Source organism: Mesorhizobium xinjiangense (assembly GCF_009749525.1).
GTDB lineage: Bacteria > Pseudomonadota > Alphaproteobacteria > Rhizobiales > Rhizobiaceae > Mangrovimarina > Mangrovimarina xinjiangensis.
The window spans coordinates 160,061-174,509 of record NZ_WOAC01000009.1 but is presented as its reverse complement, the minus strand read 5'-3'; the positions used below and the strand labels follow the sequence as shown (position 1 = coordinate 174,509).

The 14,449-nt window shown below is 66.5% G+C and carries 16 protein-coding genes; 9 read left to right on the top strand and 7 right to left on the bottom strand.

The genetic code is table 11. The features are described from left to right. From GM909_RS11870 to GM909_RS11860, 3 genes are all read left to right on the top strand, one after another. Positions 1-1,619 (top strand): DNA translocase FtsK (locus GM909_RS11870; protein ID WP_198174218.1); only part of this gene is annotated, 1,619 nt, incomplete at its 5' end. Positions 1,620-1,713: 94 nt separating this feature from the next. Continuing rightward, positions 1,714-2,406 (top strand): outer membrane lipoprotein carrier protein LolA, encoded by a 693-nt coding sequence (locus tag GM909_RS11865; protein WP_157016593.1) that lies wholly within the window; start codon positions 1,714-1,716, stop codon positions 2,404-2,406. 115 nt (positions 2,407-2,521) lie between these two features. After that, on the top strand, positions 2,522-3,328 hold the full coding sequence (locus tag GM909_RS11860; RefSeq protein ID WP_157016592.1) for an exodeoxyribonuclease III: 807 nt from the start codon (positions 2,522-2,524) through the stop codon (positions 3,326-3,328). 39 nt (positions 3,329-3,367) lie between these two features. Here the strand turns inward: GM909_RS11860 and GM909_RS11855 are convergent, their stop codons facing one another. Then, on the bottom strand, positions 3,368-3,826 hold the full coding sequence (locus tag GM909_RS11855; protein WP_157016591.1) for a cyclic nucleotide-binding domain-containing protein: 459 nt from the start codon (positions 3,824-3,826) through the stop codon (positions 3,368-3,370). A 126-nt stretch (positions 3,827-3,952) separates the two neighbouring features. Next, positions 3,953-4,636 carry a response regulator transcription factor gene (locus tag GM909_RS11850; protein WP_157016590.1) on the bottom strand — a complete coding sequence of 228 codons (684 nt, stop codon included), beginning with the start codon at positions 4,634-4,636 and terminating at the stop codon, positions 3,953-3,955. A gap of 148 nt (positions 4,637-4,784) precedes the next feature. Here GM909_RS11850 and GM909_RS11845 point away from each other — a divergent pair, with 148 nt between their 5' ends. Further along, positions 4,785-5,321 carry a L,D-transpeptidase family protein gene (locus GM909_RS11845; RefSeq protein WP_235911849.1) on the top strand — a complete coding sequence of 179 codons (537 nt, stop codon included), beginning with the start codon at positions 4,785-4,787 and terminating at the stop codon, positions 5,319-5,321. 19 nt (positions 5,322-5,340) lie between these two features. Here the strand turns inward: GM909_RS11845 and GM909_RS11840 are convergent, their stop codons facing one another. From GM909_RS11840 to tsaD, 5 genes are read right to left on the bottom strand one after another with little or no spacing between them, the layout of a single operon-like run. Then, positions 5,341-5,994, bottom strand: a complete 654-nt coding sequence (locus tag GM909_RS11840) for a class I SAM-dependent methyltransferase (protein ID WP_157016588.1) — start codon at positions 5,992-5,994, stop codon at positions 5,341-5,343. A gap of 42 nt (positions 5,995-6,036) precedes the next feature. Next, complete coding sequence (locus tag GM909_RS11835) at positions 6,037-6,462, bottom strand: EVE domain-containing protein (RefSeq protein WP_157016587.1); 426 nt, start codon at positions 6,460-6,462, stop codon at positions 6,037-6,039. Beyond that, positions 6,462-6,758: a YciI-like protein gene (locus tag GM909_RS11830; protein ID WP_157016604.1), complete on the bottom strand. Its 297-nt coding sequence runs from the start codon at positions 6,756-6,758 to the stop codon at positions 6,462-6,464. The genes GM909_RS11835 and GM909_RS11830 overlap by 1 nt, the downstream gene beginning before the upstream one ends. A 34-nt stretch (positions 6,759-6,792) precedes the next feature. After that, on the bottom strand, positions 6,793-7,782 hold the full coding sequence (locus GM909_RS11825; protein ID WP_157016586.1) for an NAD(P)H-dependent glycerol-3-phosphate dehydrogenase: 990 nt from the start codon (positions 7,780-7,782) through the stop codon (positions 6,793-6,795). Continuing rightward, positions 7,779-8,888 (bottom strand): tRNA (adenosine(37)-N6)-threonylcarbamoyltransferase complex transferase subunit TsaD, encoded by a 1,110-nt coding sequence (tsaD, locus tag GM909_RS11820; protein ID WP_157016585.1) that lies wholly within the window; start codon positions 8,886-8,888, stop codon positions 7,779-7,781. The genes GM909_RS11825 and tsaD overlap by 4 nt, the downstream gene beginning before the upstream one ends. Positions 8,889-8,970: 82 nt before the next feature. On the opposite strand from tsaD, the gene hemC reads away from it, so the two are divergent. The 5 genes from hemC to GM909_RS11795 all read left to right on the top strand — a co-directional run bounded on the left by hemC (position 8,971) and on the right by GM909_RS11795 (position 14,446). Beyond that, positions 8,971-9,900 carry a hydroxymethylbilane synthase gene (hemC, locus tag GM909_RS11815; protein ID WP_157016584.1) on the top strand — a complete coding sequence of 310 codons (930 nt, stop codon included), beginning with the start codon at positions 8,971-8,973 and terminating at the stop codon, positions 9,898-9,900. Between the two features lie 4 nt (positions 9,901-9,904). Beyond that, the gene (locus GM909_RS11810; RefSeq protein WP_157016583.1) at positions 9,905-10,606 is read left to right on the top strand and encodes a uroporphyrinogen-III synthase; all 702 of its coding nucleotides are present in this window, start codon (positions 9,905-9,907) and stop codon (positions 10,604-10,606) included. A 78-nt stretch (positions 10,607-10,684) separates the two neighbouring features. After that, positions 10,685-12,133 (top strand): COG4223 family protein, encoded by a 1,449-nt coding sequence (locus GM909_RS11805; protein ID WP_157016582.1) that lies wholly within the window; start codon positions 10,685-10,687, stop codon positions 12,131-12,133. Between the two features lie 15 nt (positions 12,134-12,148). Beyond that, entirely contained in the window at positions 12,149-13,780 is a 1,632-nt protein-coding gene (locus GM909_RS11800) for a heme biosynthesis protein HemY (RefSeq protein WP_157016581.1), read from the top strand. 180 nt (positions 13,781-13,960) lie between these two features. Then, positions 13,961-14,446 (top strand): tellurite resistance TerB family protein, encoded by a 486-nt coding sequence (locus GM909_RS11795; RefSeq protein ID WP_157016580.1) that lies wholly within the window; start codon positions 13,961-13,963, stop codon positions 14,444-14,446. The last annotated feature ends 3 nt before the right edge of the window (positions 14,447-14,449 follow it).

The following is a 14,449-nucleotide window of genomic DNA, read 5'->3' as shown; positions in this document are numbered from 1 at the left end:
CGGCGGCCGGCCGCGAGGCGGCCCGTGTGGAGGCGCCGGCGCCGCGGCCGACCCAGGGCGCGCGCGTCCAGCGCGAGGCGCAACCTTCGTTCATCGGCACCGGCGAGTTCGAAATGCCGGCGCTGCACTTCCTCGCCGAGGCCAAGAATGTGACGCGCGATGCGAGCCTGTCGCAGGACGCGCTGGAGCAGAATGCGCGGCTTCTGGAAGGCGTTCTGGAGGATTTCGGCGTCAAGGGCGAGATCATCCATGTGCGTCCCGGACCGGTGGTCACACTCTACGAGCTGGAGCCGGCACCGGGCATCAAGTCGTCGCGCGTCATCGGCCTGGCCGACGACATCGCCCGCTCGATGAGCGCGATCGCCGCGCGCGTGGCGGTCGTGCCGGGGCGCAACGCCATCGGCATCGAGCTGCCCAACGCCAAGCGCGAAACCGTCTATCTGCGCGAGATCCTGGCCAGCCGCGATTTCGAGCAGTCCAAGGCCAAGCTGGCGTTGGCGCTCGGCAAGACGATCAACGGCGAGGCGGTCATTACCGATATTGCCAAGATGCCCCACCTGCTGGTGGCCGGGACCACCGGCTCGGGCAAGTCGGTCGCCATCAACACGATGATCCTGTCGATCCTCTACCGCATGACGCCGGACCAGTGCCGGCTCATCATGATCGATCCCAAGATGCTGGAACTGTCGGTCTATGACGGCATTCCGCATCTGCTCTCACCCGTCGTCACCGACCCCAAGAAAGCGGTCGTCGCGCTCAAATGGACGGTGCGCGAGATGGAGGATCGCTACCGTAAGATGTCGAAGGTCGGGGTGCGCAACATCGACGGCTTCAATCAGCGCGTGGCCCAGGCAATCAAGAAGGGCGAACCGATCACCCGCACGGTGCAGACCGGCTTCGACCGCGATACGGGCGAGGCGATCTACGAAACCGAGGAACTGGATCTCAAGCCGCTGCCCTTCATCGTCGTCATCATCGACGAGATGGCCGACCTGATGATGGTCGCCGGCAAGGACATCGAGGGCGCGGTGCAGCGGCTGGCGCAGATGGCGCGCGCGGCCGGCATCCATGTCATCATGGCCACGCAGCGCCCGTCTGTCGACGTCATCACCGGCACCATCAAGGCCAACTTCCCGACCCGCATCTCCTTCCAGGTCACCTCGAAGATCGACAGCCGGACCATTTTGGGCGAGCAGGGGGCCGAACAGCTGCTCGGCATGGGCGACATGCTCTACATGGCCGGCGGCGGGCGCATTCAGCGCGTGCACGGGCCGTTCGTCTCCGACGACGAGGTGGAGCAGGTGGTCGCTCATCTGAAGGTGCAGGGCGTGCCGGAATATCTCGACGCCGTCACGGAGGACGACGGCGAGGACGATGGTGGCGGCCCCGGTGGGGGCGGTGGCAGTTCCGACGACGGCGGCGACCCCTACGACCAGGCGGTGGCGGTGGTGTTGCGCGACGGCAAGGCCTCGACCAGCTACATCCAGCGCAGGCTCGGCATCGGCTACAACCGCGCCGCCTCGATCATCGAGCGCATGGAGCAGGAGGGCATCGTCGGCGCGGCGAACCATGCCGGCAAACGCGAGATCCTCGTGCCGACGGAAGACGACAAGATGTGACCGTGCGACGCGTCGCGCAGCCTGCCGCCGGATGCAGTCAAACTAAGGCCCAACTCCGGGAGTAGGACGCCCGCATCAGGCAAGGAGAATCGCAATGACCAATGCCATTCCATTCGCCCCTTTGCGCCTCCTTCGTCGGGGCGCGACGGCCACGGCAATGGGGATCATGCTGCTCGGCGCGGCCGGCACGATGGTGCCGGCGATGGCGGTGCGCGCCGAGGCGGCCGCCGACATGGCGGCGGCGCAGAAGATCGCCAACCATTTTTCCAACGTCCGCACCATGATGGGCGAGTTCGTGCAGTTCGGTCCGCGCGGCGAGCAGACGGGCGGCAAGTTCTATATCGAGCGTCCGGGCAAGATCCGCTTCAACTATGAAGAGCCTTCCGGCTTCCGTGTGATCGCCGACGGCACCTCGGTGGTCCTGAACAACCAGAAGCTCAGGACGTGGGATCTCTATCCGCTGTCGAAAACGCCGCTGAAGCTCTTGCTCGATGATCACATCGACCTGTCCAGCAACAAGGTCAGCGAAGTGCGTCAGGAGGCCGACCTGACGACGATCAAGCTGCACGACCGCTCGGTTTTCGGCAATTCGACCATCAGGATGATGTTCGATCCCAAGACCTATGAGCTCAGGCAGTGGACGATCACCGACGCCAAGGGCCAGGACACGACGGTGATGATCTTCAACGTCAAGCAGGGCGTGACGTTCGACCCGTCGGTCTTCGAGATCGACTATGCGGTGGTGAACACCAGCCCGAACTCACTCAGCCAGCAGCGCCGCAGATAAGCTGCACACCAAACCTGTGGAAGAACGGCCGCACGGCGCTATCGTGTTCCGTGCGGCTTGTCACGGCGTCGCAAGCCTGCCAATTTCCGGCCGCGTTTCCCGACCGGATATCTCCATGTCATTTTCGATCGCCACCTGGAACATCAACTCCGTGCGCTTGCGCATGCCGCTGGTGGAGCGGTTTCTCGCCGAGCACCGTCCCGACGTCCTGTGCCTGCAGGAAACCAAATGCGTCGACGATCTGTTCCCCTTCGAGGCCTTCCGCGCGCTGGGCTACGACCACATCGCCGTCAGCGGACAAAAGGGGTATCACGGCGTCGCGACGGTTGCGCGCCGGCCGCTCGAGACGGTGGAAAAGCGCGATCTCTGCGCCATGGGCGACCGCCGGCATGTCGCCACGCGTCTGAAGGCCGGTGGCAAGACCATTCTGCTGCACAATTTCTACGTCCCGGCGGGCGGTGACGAGCCCGATCCGCAGGTCAATCCGAAATTCCGCCACAAGCTCGACTTCATCGAGGAAATGCGCGGCGTGCCGGCCGCCTTCGACGGCGAGTCGGCGTCTGTCCTGGTGGGCGACCTGAACATCGCCCCGCTCGAGGCCGATGTGTGGTCGCACAAGCAACTTCTCAAGATCGTCAGTCACACGCCGGTGGAAACGCAGGGGCTGGAGGCGATGCGCGCGCATGGCGGATGGGCAGACCTCATGCGCCAGCACATCCCGGCGCCGGAAAAGATCTACACCTGGTGGAGTTACCGGGCGCGCGACTGGGAGGCCTCCAACCGCGGCCGCAGGCTCGACCATGTCTGGTCGTCGGCCAATCTGGCAGCCGATCTGACGGGCATCGAGGTCGTGAAATCCGCCAGGGGTTGGGAACGACCCTCCGACCATGTGCCGGTGATCGCGCGATTCGGCTTCGAATAGGCCGCATGCGCATCCTGTGCCGAGCCGGGCGGGCAAAAATTAGTCCTGCGAGAATTTCGGCGCCAGATTGCCGATCGACTCCGTCATCTCTGCGAAACGCTGGGCGAGCCGGCGATGCAGCGCCGCCGCGACATCCGGATACTCCTCCAGGATGCGCCGGAACAGCGTGCGGTTGAGACGCATCAGCTCGACCTCGGTTTCGGCCATGGCGCCGGTCAGCCGCGTCGTCTCTGCAATCAGCGCCAGTTCGCCGAGCACCGAACCCTTGCCGTGCGAGGCGAGAGCGATGCGTTGGCCGTCCTGTTCGGTGAACAGCGTCACCTGTCCCTGGATGACGACGAAGGCGCAATCGGCCGGCGCGCCCTCGCGGTAGAGCTCGCGCCCCGGCGGCAGTCTCAGACGTTCGGTGCCGAAGGCAAGAAGGCGAAGCTGCTCCTGCGACAGAACCTCGAACAATTCCACGCCGGTCAGAATGCCGATATCGTCATCGAGCGCCATTCAGGTCTTCCCGGCTCCCCTGGTTCGGCTCCCCGCTTTACGGAATCGGTTTGCCGATCCAACCCTTTGATTTGACGCGATTCCAATGTCGCGCGATCACGCGCCCGCGGCGCGCACTTTGCCGACTCACGGGACGAGCTTGTATCCGCCGCTTTCTGTCACAAGAATTTCCGCATTGGAAGGATCGCGCTCGATCTTCTGACGCAGGCGGTAGACATGAGTTTCGAGCGTATGCGTGGTAACGCCGGAATTGTAGCCCCAGACCTCCTCCAGCAGGACGTCGCGGGTGATCACCTTCTGGTCGGCGCGGTAGAGGTACTTGATGATGGCGGCTTCCTTCTCCGTCAGCCGCACCTTGCCGCCGCGCTGATCCAGAAGCAGCTTCTGGCTCGGCTTGAAGGTGTAGGGGCCGACGACGAATGTCGCGTCCTCGCTCTGCTCGTGCTGGCGCAACTGGGCGCGGATGCGGGCAAGCAGGACGGCGAAGCGGAAGGGCTTGGTCACATAGTCGTTGGCGCCGGCCTCCAGGCCGAGGATCGTATCCGAATCGGTGTCCTGGCCCGTCAGCATGACGATCGGCGCCTTGAAGCCGCCCTTGCGCAGGATCTTCACCGCTTCGCGGCCGTCCATGTCGGGCAGCCCGACATCCATCAAGAGCAGATCGATCAGGCCGCCGCGCGCCGTCTGTATGCCCTTGCCGGCTGTTGCTTCCTGGATTACGCGGAATTCCTCGTAGAGCGATAATTGCTCGACGAGCGTCTCGCGGAGGTCCTGGTCATCGTCGACAATCAGAATGGAACGTGAAGTCATCTTTCATCCTGTTTCCTGGCACAAGAACGCAATTGCGGGCAAAACTCGACTCGCTCTATTCGCAACCAACAGGTTACGAAAGCCGATCACCGTGATTTGTTCGCCGGTTCAATCATACTCCAAAATTCGTGAGCGCAATGAGGCAGGCGTGAGAATTGCGGCCAGGCCGCTGCCGATCGTGGTCCGGCCGCGCCCCGGACGGCCGGCCGAAGGGCTTCTGTGGCTCGACGGACAGGTGTTTCCCTGCGCGCTCGGCGCGGGCGGAATCACCGCCTTCAAGCGCGAGGGAGACGGGGCGACGCCGCTGGGCGCCATGCGGGTGCTGTGGGGCTACTACCGGCCCGGACGCGGTCCCGGCAGGCCATCGCGGCTGGCCTTTTGGCGCGAGACAAGCGATCTCGGCTGGTGCGACGCGCCCGGCGACCGCAACTACAACCGGCCGGTGCGCCTGCCCTATCGCGCGAGCCACGAGCGCATGCAGCGGCCGGATCACCTCTACGACATGTGCATCGTGCTCGACTGGAACATGCGCCCGGCGATCCGCGGTCGCGGCAGCGCCATCTTCCTGCACCTGGCGCGGCCCGGCTACCGGCCGACGGAAGGGTGCGTGGCCGTCTCCCGGCGCACCATGCTGCGGCTCCTGCAGGTCTTGCGGCCGGGCAGCGTGTTGCGCGTCTGCAGATAAACGGCGGGCGCCACCTGCTTCAGATGAAGTCCCAGACAATGGTCTTTTTGACTTCGGCATCTTCGAGTGCCCGCGTTACCGGGACCTCGTAGCGCGCGCGTTCGGTAAGCCGCTTGCGCGGAACATAGGCGCGGCCGGGATCGCCGACAATGATGCTCGCCCCCCGTGCGGCGAGCGCGTCGAACCATCCGACCAGTCGCTCGGCCAGTTCCCGGTCGTAGAAGACGTCCCCGGCGAGAACCACGTCCCATCCCGCATCTGTGCCGATCAGGTCGTCGGCACAAAAATCGGGCGTGAGGCCGTTGGCCTCGCCGTTGAGCGCGATTGCCGCGCGGCAGAAAGGGTCTATATCGGCGGCCGTCACGGCTGCCGCGCCGGCCTTGAGCGCGGCGATCGCCACCAGGCCGGAGCCGGACGCGAAATCGAGGACATTCAGCCCGGAAACCGTGTGCGGATTGTCGAGAACGAAGCGCGCGAGTCCCTGTCCGCCGGCCCAGGCAAAGGCCCAGAAGGGCGGCGGCAGGCCGATTTCGTTCAGCTCATCCTCGGTGCGGTGCCAGAGCGCGTGCGCCTCGTCGGCCAGGTGCAGGCGGATTTCCGGCACATGCGGCGGACTGGCCAGCGTGGTGTTGGCGCGGATGAAGGTGGCGGCCTTTTCAGGAGAAAGCGTCATGGCAACCATCGTTTCGCGCGCGAAACAGCCGGAGCCGCGCCCTCAGGCCTCGTTTTTCAAGCCGCCCATGCGGCAGATTTCGGCCCATTCGTCGGCCTGCACCGGCTGCACCGAAAGGCGCGAATTATTGACCAGAACCATTTCGGCGAGCTTCGGATTGACCTTGACGTCGTCGAGCGACACGGGCTTTGGCATGTCCTTCACGGCGCGGATGTCGACGCATTCCCAGCGCGGGTCGTCGGTCGTGGAATCGGGATGGGCGAGCGCGCAGACCTCGGCGATGCCGACGACCTCCAGCCCCTTGTTGGAATGGTAGAAGAAGCCGCGGTCGCCGATTTCCATGGCACGCATGTTGTTGCGCGCCTGGTAGTTGCGCACGCCGTCCCATTCCTCGCCCGTTTCTCCCTTGGCCTTGAGCATGTCCCAGGAGAACTTGAACGGTTCCGACTTGAACAGCCAATATTGCATCAGACCTGCTCCGGTGCGTTGAAGACCCAGTTCCAGGGGCGGATTTCCACCGACGAGAAGAGGCCGGCGACGGCGTAGGGGTCGGCCTGAGCGATCGCTTCTGCTGCGCCCTGATCGGCGGCCTCGACGATGACCAGGCTGCCGTTCGGCTTGCCGTCGGGATCGAGGAAAGGTCCGGCAGCCTTCAGCGTTCCCTTCGCATTCAGGCCGTCGAGATAGGCCACATGGTCGGGCCGCGTATCGAGGCGCATTTGAAGGTGGTCGGGCTTGTCGGTGCAGATCAGGGCAAACAGCATCATACGGTCTCCGCAAATCCAGTCTGTTTCGTGGTCATGTTTCGCTTTTCAGGGGGCGGGCGAGTAGGGCGTTCATCGCCTCGCGCACGGTGATATCGCCATCCAGGATCCTCGCCACCTGCTCGGTGATCGGTGCTTCGAGCCCACGTTCGCGGGCGATCTTCAGCGCTATGCCGGCGGTCGCCACGCCCTCGGCGAGCGGACGCCCGTCGAGCGGCTCGCCGCGCGCCAGCGCCAGGCCATAGGCGAAATTGCGCGATTTGCCCGAACCGCAGGTCAGGAACAGGTCGCCGAGGCCCGCCAGGCCCATCAGCGTTTCGGCGCGCGCGCCGAAGGACTGCGCGATCCGGCGCAATTCGACGAAGCCGCGCGTCACGATGGCGGCCTGGGCGCTGGCGCCGAGATCGGCGCCGGCCACCGCGCCGGCGGCAATCGCCATGACGTTCTTGAGCGCGCCGGCCGCCTCCACGCCGGTCAGATCGTCGCTGGAATAGCAGCGCAAGGTGGAGGTGGAGAGCCGTGCGGCAAGCGTTGCCGCCGTATGGCCGTCCCGAGCGGCGACCGTCACCGCCGTCGGCAGGCCCGCCGCCACGTCGGTCGCAAAGCTCGGCCCCGAAAGGGCGGCTGCGGGATTGTTCGGCAAGATGCTCTCGCAGACCGCCGACAGCAGATCGCCGCTTTCGGCGTCGATGCCCTTGGCGCAGATAACCAGCGGTGCACCGGCGGGGATGTGCGGCGCGGCCTGGCGCAGAAAGCCGGCGAGCGCCTGGGCAGGCACGACCAGAAGCACGCAGTCCGTGCGCTCCAGTGCGGCGGCGAGGTCGGTCGTCGCGGCCAGGCGGTCGTCGAGTTGGATGCCCGGAAGATATTGCGGATTGAAATGGGTGCGATTGACCGCGTCGGCGGCGGCCTGGTCGCGCACCCAGAAGCGCGGGCTCGCACCGGCGCGCGCCAGCGTCACGGCCAATGCGGTGCCCCAGGCGCCGCCGCCGAGAACCGCCGTCGTTCCCGTGCCGGCACTCATGCCTTGGCCCCCCGCTTGCCGGTGCCGATCAACGGGGCGGCACGCTCGTCGAGCGGCCAGCGCGAGCGCGGCCCGAGCGCCATTGCCTCGGCGTCCGGCCGTATGCCGGCATTGATCCTCTCGATCGCCGTCCAGGCGATCATCGCCGCATTGTCGGTGCACAGTTCCATCGGCGGCGCCAGGAAGGTGAAGCCGCGCCCGCGGCAAAGCTCGAGAAGGGCGGAGCGTATGGCGCTGTTGGCGGCCACACCGCCGGCGACGACGAGAACGGGCCCGGCAATGTCGGCAAATTCGGCCTGAAACCGCTCCAGGCTCCTGCCCACGCGATCCTTCAGCGTCTCGACAATGGCATTCTGGAACGAGGCGGCAATATCGGCGACGTCGCTTTCCGACAGCGGTGCAATCGCACTCGCCGCCTGGCGCACGGCCGTCTTGAGGCCGGAGAAGGAAAAATCCGGCCGCGCCTCGCCTTTCAGCGGCAGCGGCAGGTCGAAGCGGTGCGGATCGCCGTTTGCCGCGGCGCGTTCCACGTTGGGGCCGCCGGGATAGGGCAGTCCAAGCAGCTTGGCCGTCTTGTCGAAGGCTTCGCCGAGTGCGTCGTCGATCGTCGAGGCCCAGCGCTCAAATTGTCCCGGACCCTTGACCAGAACGATCTGGGTGTGGCCGCCGGAGACGAGCAGCATCAGATAGGGAAATGCGACATCGCCCTCCAGTCGGGCGGAAAGGGCGTGGCCTTCAAGGTGATTGATCGCATAAAGCGGCCGGCCGGTGGCGGCCGCGAGCGCCTTGCCGGTCATCAGGCCGACGAGAAGCCCGCCGATCAGGCCCGGTCCGGCGGTCGCGGCGATGGCGTCGACCTCGGCGAGCCCGGTCGCCGATTCGGCGAGCGCGGCCTCGATGATGCCGTCCAGCGCCTCGACATGGGCCCGCGCGGCGATCTCCGGCACGACCCCGCCAAATGCTGCATGTTCCTCGACCTGGCTCAGCACCACGTTCGACAGGATGCGCGGACCGGTCGACCGCGACCACGACACGACCGCGGCCGCCGTCTCGTCGCAGCTCGTCTCGATGCCGAGCACCCTGATTTCGCCTTTGCCTGCGCCCATGTTTGCAGCGCTGCCCTTTCCGGAATAGGAAGGTCCCGGATCGAGCCCGAGACGGCACGGGAGTTAGCACGGACATGGCCCCATGCAAACAGCACAACTGAGGATCGGAACGCGCGGCAGCGCCCTGGCCCTGGCGCAGGCGCACGAGACGCGTGAGCGGCTGATGGCTGCGCACGGCCTTCCGGCGGAGGCCTTCGCCGTCGAGGTGATCTCGACGAGCGGCGACCGCATCCAGGACCGGCCGTTGTCGCAAGCCGGCGGCAAGGGGCTGTTCACCAAGGAGATCGAGGAAGCGCTCATCGACGGGCGTATCGACATCGCCGTGCATTCCTCGAAGGATATGCCGACGCAGTTGCCTGAGGGGCTCAGGCTTTCCGCCTTTCTGGAACGCGAGGACCCGCGCGACGCCTTCATCGGCGGCACGGCGGCACGGCTGAAGGATTTGCGCGAGGGCGCGGTGGTCGGCTCTTCCTCGCTGCGCCGCCAGGCACTGATCAGGCGGATGCGGCCCGACATCGAGGTCGTCATGTTCCGCGGCAATGTGCAGACGCGGCTCAAGAAGCTCGACGAGGGGCGGGTCGACGGAACGCTGCTCGCCCATGCCGGGCTGCGCCGGCTCGGCATGACAGACCGCATCACCGATCTCATGGCGCCCGAGGAATTTCCGCCGGCGCCGGGCCAGGGCGCCATATGCATCGAAAGCCGAACGGGCGATGCGCGGGTGGAAGCCATGCTCGCCGCCATCGATCATGCCGAGACCGGCACCGTGCTCGCCTGTGAGCGGGCGTTTCTCGCCGCGCTCGACGGGTCGTGCCGGACCCCGATCGCCGGCCTGGCGCGGATCGACGGCGACCGGCTCTCCTTCTCCGGCCTCATCCTGACGCCGGATGGGAGCGTGAGCCACGACATTTCGGCCGAAGGCCGGGCGGGTGACGCCGCGAAAATCGGCCGTGAGGCCGGCGAGCGCGTTCGGGCCAAGGCGGGCAGCAGCTTCTTCGAGACCTGGGAATAAGTCGGTGCGGGTTTTGGTGACGCGGCCCGAGCCCGGGGCGAGCGCGACGGCGCGGCGCCTCGCCGCACTCGGTCATGCACCGCTCGTCATGCCGCTCAGCGAAACACGGCCGCTTGCCGGCCAGACACCGCCCGAAACGGTCCCGAATGCGGTGGCGGTAACCAGCGCCAATGCGCTGCGCCATGCCGATTCGCGCCTGTTAACGTCGCTGCTGCAGACGCCGTGTTTCGCGGTTGGTGCACGCACGGCGGATCTCGCGGGCGAGGCCGGGTTCAAGAATGTTCTGGCAGCGGGCGGAGACAGCCGCTCGCTCGCCGCGACGATCGGCGAAAGACTGCCCGCCGGGGCGCACATTTTTTATCTGTGCGGCCGCACCCGCCGTTGCGAATTCGAACAGCTTCTGGCCGCGGCCGGCTATGCCTGCACGCCGCTCGAGACCTATGAGACACGCGCACTGACGCCTGATCCCGCGATCCTGAAGCGCGCCGGCGCGGTCGATTGCGCCCTTGTCTACTCGCCGAACGGCGCGCGCGCGCTCGCCGGCCTGGCCGGCAGTGACGAATTCGCGCCCTGCTTTGAAAAGACACAATTCCTTTGTCTCTCGCCGGCCGTGGCCGACGCTTTGGGGCGACTCGGCACGCAGCGCGTCCGGGTTGCGGGCCGGCCGGACGAGGAGGCGCTGTTTGCGCTTCTGCCGAAAGGCTGAGGCAAAATCACTACACAAGCCTGCGCCGCGCGTGCCAATGTGCTACCAGCGGCCTGCCAACAGATTGCGGAGCGAGCAATGGTCCAATCGCCCAAACCCCGGCACTCGAAATCCCGTCGCGATCCGGTGACGATCGATCTCGATCCGAAAGAGGTCTCGCGTGCCGATACCGCCGAGACGCCGGACAAGCCCGACAAGGTCGCGCAAGACAAGCAGGCCAAATCCGCCGCTGCGGCGGACCCGAAGGCCGGCAATGCCGAAAGCAAGCCTGACGCGGCCAAGGACGAAAGCGCGCCGGCAAAAAGCGACGCGGCCGGTCCCGGCAAGACGGAGCCGAAGCCGGGCCAGAAGGGTGGCCCGCCCGGCGATGGCGGTTCCGGCGCGTCGAAAACCAGGCCCGAATCGACCGCCGGGCCGGCACGCCGCACCGGTGGCATGCCGGCGCTCGGCGCCGGTGTTGCAGGAGGGATCGTCGCCCTGGCGGCGGCGGCCGGGCTGCAATATTCCGGCGTCGTCCCGTCCGTCGGGGCAGGATCGGGCGGTGAAGCCGTGGCGGCACTGCAAAGTCAGGTGGCTGAAATCGACCGCCGGCTGGCCGAAAGCGATGGAGACGGCGCCGAGGGCGCAAGCGCGGCGCTCGACGCGGCCAATGCGCGCATCGATTCGGTAAGCTTGTCGCTCGACGAACTGCAATCCACCGTCGCGTCGCTGAGCGCCGCCGGCGATTCGGCGCCGGGCGCAAACGGCGAGGCGGTTGCGGCGCTCGGTGCCCGGCTCGACGATATCGAGCAGCGTATGGAGAATAGGGCTTCCGGCGACGCTGCCTCCAGCGAATCCGTGCAGTCGCTCGAGCAACGCCTCGGGGCCCTCGAAGATACGGTGCAGACGGCAAATGAGGCAGCCAGGGCGGCGCAGGAGTCCGTCACCCAGCAGTCGGACCGGGCCAATCGTCTCGATGAACGGCTGGCCACGCTCGAGACGCGCATGTCCGAACTCGCCGCCCGCCTTGACGAGCAGGCCGACAATCCGCGCCTGGCGCAGGCCATCGCCGCTTCGGCGCTGAAATCGGCGATCGACCGCGGCGCGCCCTTCATGGACGAACTGGAGACCTATGCGACGCTCGCCCCCTATGGCCCGGAGATCGCGGCGCTGCGCGATCTCGCCGCCGCCGGCGTGCCGACGCGCGAGGCGATCGCCGAGGAGGCGGGTGATGCGGCCTCGTCCATCGTCCGCTCCACGCAGAATGTGAACGAGGAAGCCAGCTTCGTCGAACGGCTCTATTCGAGCGCCCAGTCGCTGGTCAGCGTGCGGCCGGTGGGCGATGTCGAGGGCGACAGCGTGCCGGCGATCGTGGCGCGCATGGAGGCGGCCATCAAGGCAGGCGACTACGACAAGGCGATTGCCGAATACGATGCGCTTCCCGAGCCTGCCAAGGCGGCCGGGGCGGACTTCGTTGCCAAGGTGCGCGCGCGCATGACGGCGGACGAACTGGTCGACGCGGCGCTTGCCGGCGCATTGAAGTCCTGACGCGAAGGAAGCGGCATGATTCGGATTCTCCTTTTCCTCCTCGTCGTATTCGCGCTCGGACTCGGCTTTGCCTGGCTCGCCGAGCGGCCCGGCGAACTCGTCGTCACCTTTTCCGGCTATCAGTACCAGGTCACGCTGATGACGGCCGCTGCCGTCGTTACGGCGATCGTGGCGGCGGTGATGATCCTGTGGTGGCTCGTCAAGAGCATCTGGAACAGCCCCTATCTGGTGGCACGCTATTTCCGTGTCAGGCGACGCGACCGCGGCTATCAGGCCCTGTCGACGGGCATGATCGCGGCCGGGGCCGGCGACGGCGCCCTGGCACGGCAGAAAAAGCGCGAGGCGATCAAGCTGATCTCCTCCGACCAGGAGCCGCTGGTCCATCTGCTCGATGCCCAGACGTCGCTGCTCGAGGGCGATCATGAGGCGGCGCGCAAGACGTTTGAGGCGATGCTGGACGATCCCGAGATGCGCGTGCTCGGCCTGCGCGGCCTCTATCTGGAAGCCGAACGCATGGGCGATCGCACTGCCGCCCGGCATTATGCCGAACGGGCGAGCGAACTCGCGCCGCAGCTCGGCTGGGCATCGAACGCTACGCTCGAGGCGCGCACGGCCGAGGGCGATTGGGACGGCGCGCTGCAACTGCTCGATGTTCAGAAATCGACCAAGCTGGTCGATGCCGATGAAGGCAAGCGCAAGCGCGCGGTGCTCCTGACGGCCAAGGCGATGGACCTGATCGACAGCGACCCGCTGGCGGCGAAGAACGCGGCCATCGAGGCCAACCGGCTGGCGCCCGATCTCGTGCCGGCGGCGGTGATGGCGGCCAAGGCGCTCTTCAGGCAGGACGATCTGCGCAAGGGATCGAGGATCCTGGAGGCGGCCTGGCGCACGCAAGCCCATCCCGACATCGCCGATGCCTATATCCACGCTCGCCACGGCGATTCCGTGCGCGATCGGCTGGCGCGGGCGCGCCGGCTGCAGTCGCTGCGCCAGAACAACGCCGAATCGGCGCTCGTCGTGGCTCGGGCCGCGCTCGATGCCGGCGAGTTCGACATGGCGCGCAAATCAGCCGACAGCGCCATCCGCATGGCGCCGCGCGAGGGTGCCTATCTGCTGCTGGCCGACATCGAGGAGGCGGAAACCGGCGATCAGGGCCGCATCCGGCAATGGCTGGCCAGGGCGCTGCGCGCGCCGCGCGATCCGGTCTGGGTCGCCGACGGCATGGTGTCGGAGCGCTGGCTGCCCTTCTCGCCCGTGACGGGCCGGCTCGATGCCTTCGAGTGGCGCGCGCCGGTGGAGCGCGCCGGACCGATGATCGAGGATCACGGCCGGCCGGACGAAAGCGAGGAGCCTGCATTGTCGGCCGAAATCGAGGAGCCCAAGCCGGCGCTGCTTGAAGAAGTGGTCGAAGAAGCGACAGTGATCGAGCCGCCGCAAGATGATGCCGGGAAGGACGAGCCGCCGAAGAAGCCCGACGGCGAGATCAGCGACGATGTCGCCACGGTGGACGAAAGGGCAGGCAAGGAGACCGGCGAAAGCGTCGCGGAGCCAAAAGAGGAACCGGCCCCCTCCCCTATTCCCGACGATCCCGGCGTCGAGCAGGAGAAGAATGGACGGGCTCGGGACGAGCGGTTCAGATTGTTTTAGGCTCTGTTGATAATCGCCCCCGGCAAGCGGCTCGTACCGAAAAATGGAATCCATTTCGCGACATGTGCCCCCAGGCGGAACAAAGTCCGGCGCAACGGTTGTGGTTCTGGAAATCGCGTCCGTGACTCCGGCGCGCCGGTTGCCTATCTTTTCGGGTGAGACAAAATGCGCGAGGTGTGAATGTTCGACCGGCTCATAGATTTTCTCAGAGACCTGCCCGGTGCCGGTTCGGGGCGTGACGGCGAGGCCGACGAGGATCCGCGTGTTGCTGCGGCGGCGCTGATGTTTCACGTCATGGATGCCGATGGCGTGAGGCTGGACGTGGAGCGCGAGCGGCTGGAAGCGGCGCTGTCGGAGGCCTACGGCATTTCGGGCAAGGATCTCTCGGCGCTCGTCGCAAAGGCAGAGAAGGCCGATCGCGAGGCGATCGACCTCTATGCCTTCACCAGCGTCTTGAAGCGGCATCTCGACGAGCAGGGACGTTTCGAATTCATTCGCATCATGTGGGAGATCGTCTTCGCCGACGGCGAGTTGAGCGAGCTGGAGGACAATGTGGTGTGGCGGGTGGCCGAACTCATCGGCGTCGAACGCCCGGAAAGGATTGCGCTGCGCCAGCAGGCCCAGGAGGCGAGCGGCGTGGCGCCGGGATCGGGCGACGGAGATTGAGGC

Coding starts and splice junctions, on each gene's coding strand:
- GM909_RS11840 (WP_157016588.1), bottom strand. CDS start 5,994: ATGACGCTTTCTCCTGAAAAGGCCGCCACCTTCATCCGCGCCAACACC.
- GM909_RS11800 (WP_157016581.1), top strand. CDS start 12,149: ATGATTCGGATTCTCCTTTTCCTCCTCGTCGTATTCGCGCTCGGACTC.
- GM909_RS11835 (WP_157016587.1), bottom strand. CDS start 6,462: ATGCAATATTGGCTGTTCAAGTCGGAACCGTTCAAGTTCTCCTGGGAC.
- GM909_RS11860 (WP_157016592.1), top strand. CDS start 2,522: ATGTCATTTTCGATCGCCACCTGGAACATCAACTCCGTGCGCTTGCGC.
- GM909_RS11850 (WP_157016590.1), bottom strand. CDS start 4,636: ATGACTTCACGTTCCATTCTGATTGTCGACGATGACCAGGACCTCCGC.
- GM909_RS11830 (WP_157016604.1), bottom strand. CDS start 6,758: ATGCTGTTTGCCCTGATCTGCACCGACAAGCCCGACCACCTTCAAATG.
- tsaD (WP_157016585.1), bottom strand. CDS start 8,888: ATGGGCGCAGGCAAAGGCGAAATCAGGGTGCTCGGCATCGAGACGAGC.
- hemC (WP_157016584.1), top strand. CDS start 8,971: ATGCAAACAGCACAACTGAGGATCGGAACGCGCGGCAGCGCCCTGGCC.
- GM909_RS11805 (WP_157016582.1), top strand. CDS start 10,685: ATGGTCCAATCGCCCAAACCCCGGCACTCGAAATCCCGTCGCGATCCG.
- GM909_RS11795 (WP_157016580.1), top strand. CDS start 13,961: ATGTTCGACCGGCTCATAGATTTTCTCAGAGACCTGCCCGGTGCCGGT.
- GM909_RS11855 (WP_157016591.1), bottom strand. CDS start 3,826: ATGGCGCTCGATGACGATATCGGCATTCTGACCGGCGTGGAATTGTTC.
- GM909_RS11865 (WP_157016593.1), top strand. CDS start 1,714: ATGACCAATGCCATTCCATTCGCCCCTTTGCGCCTCCTTCGTCGGGGC.
- GM909_RS11825 (WP_157016586.1), bottom strand. CDS start 7,782: ATGAGTGCCGGCACGGGAACGACGGCGGTTCTCGGCGGCGGCGCCTGG.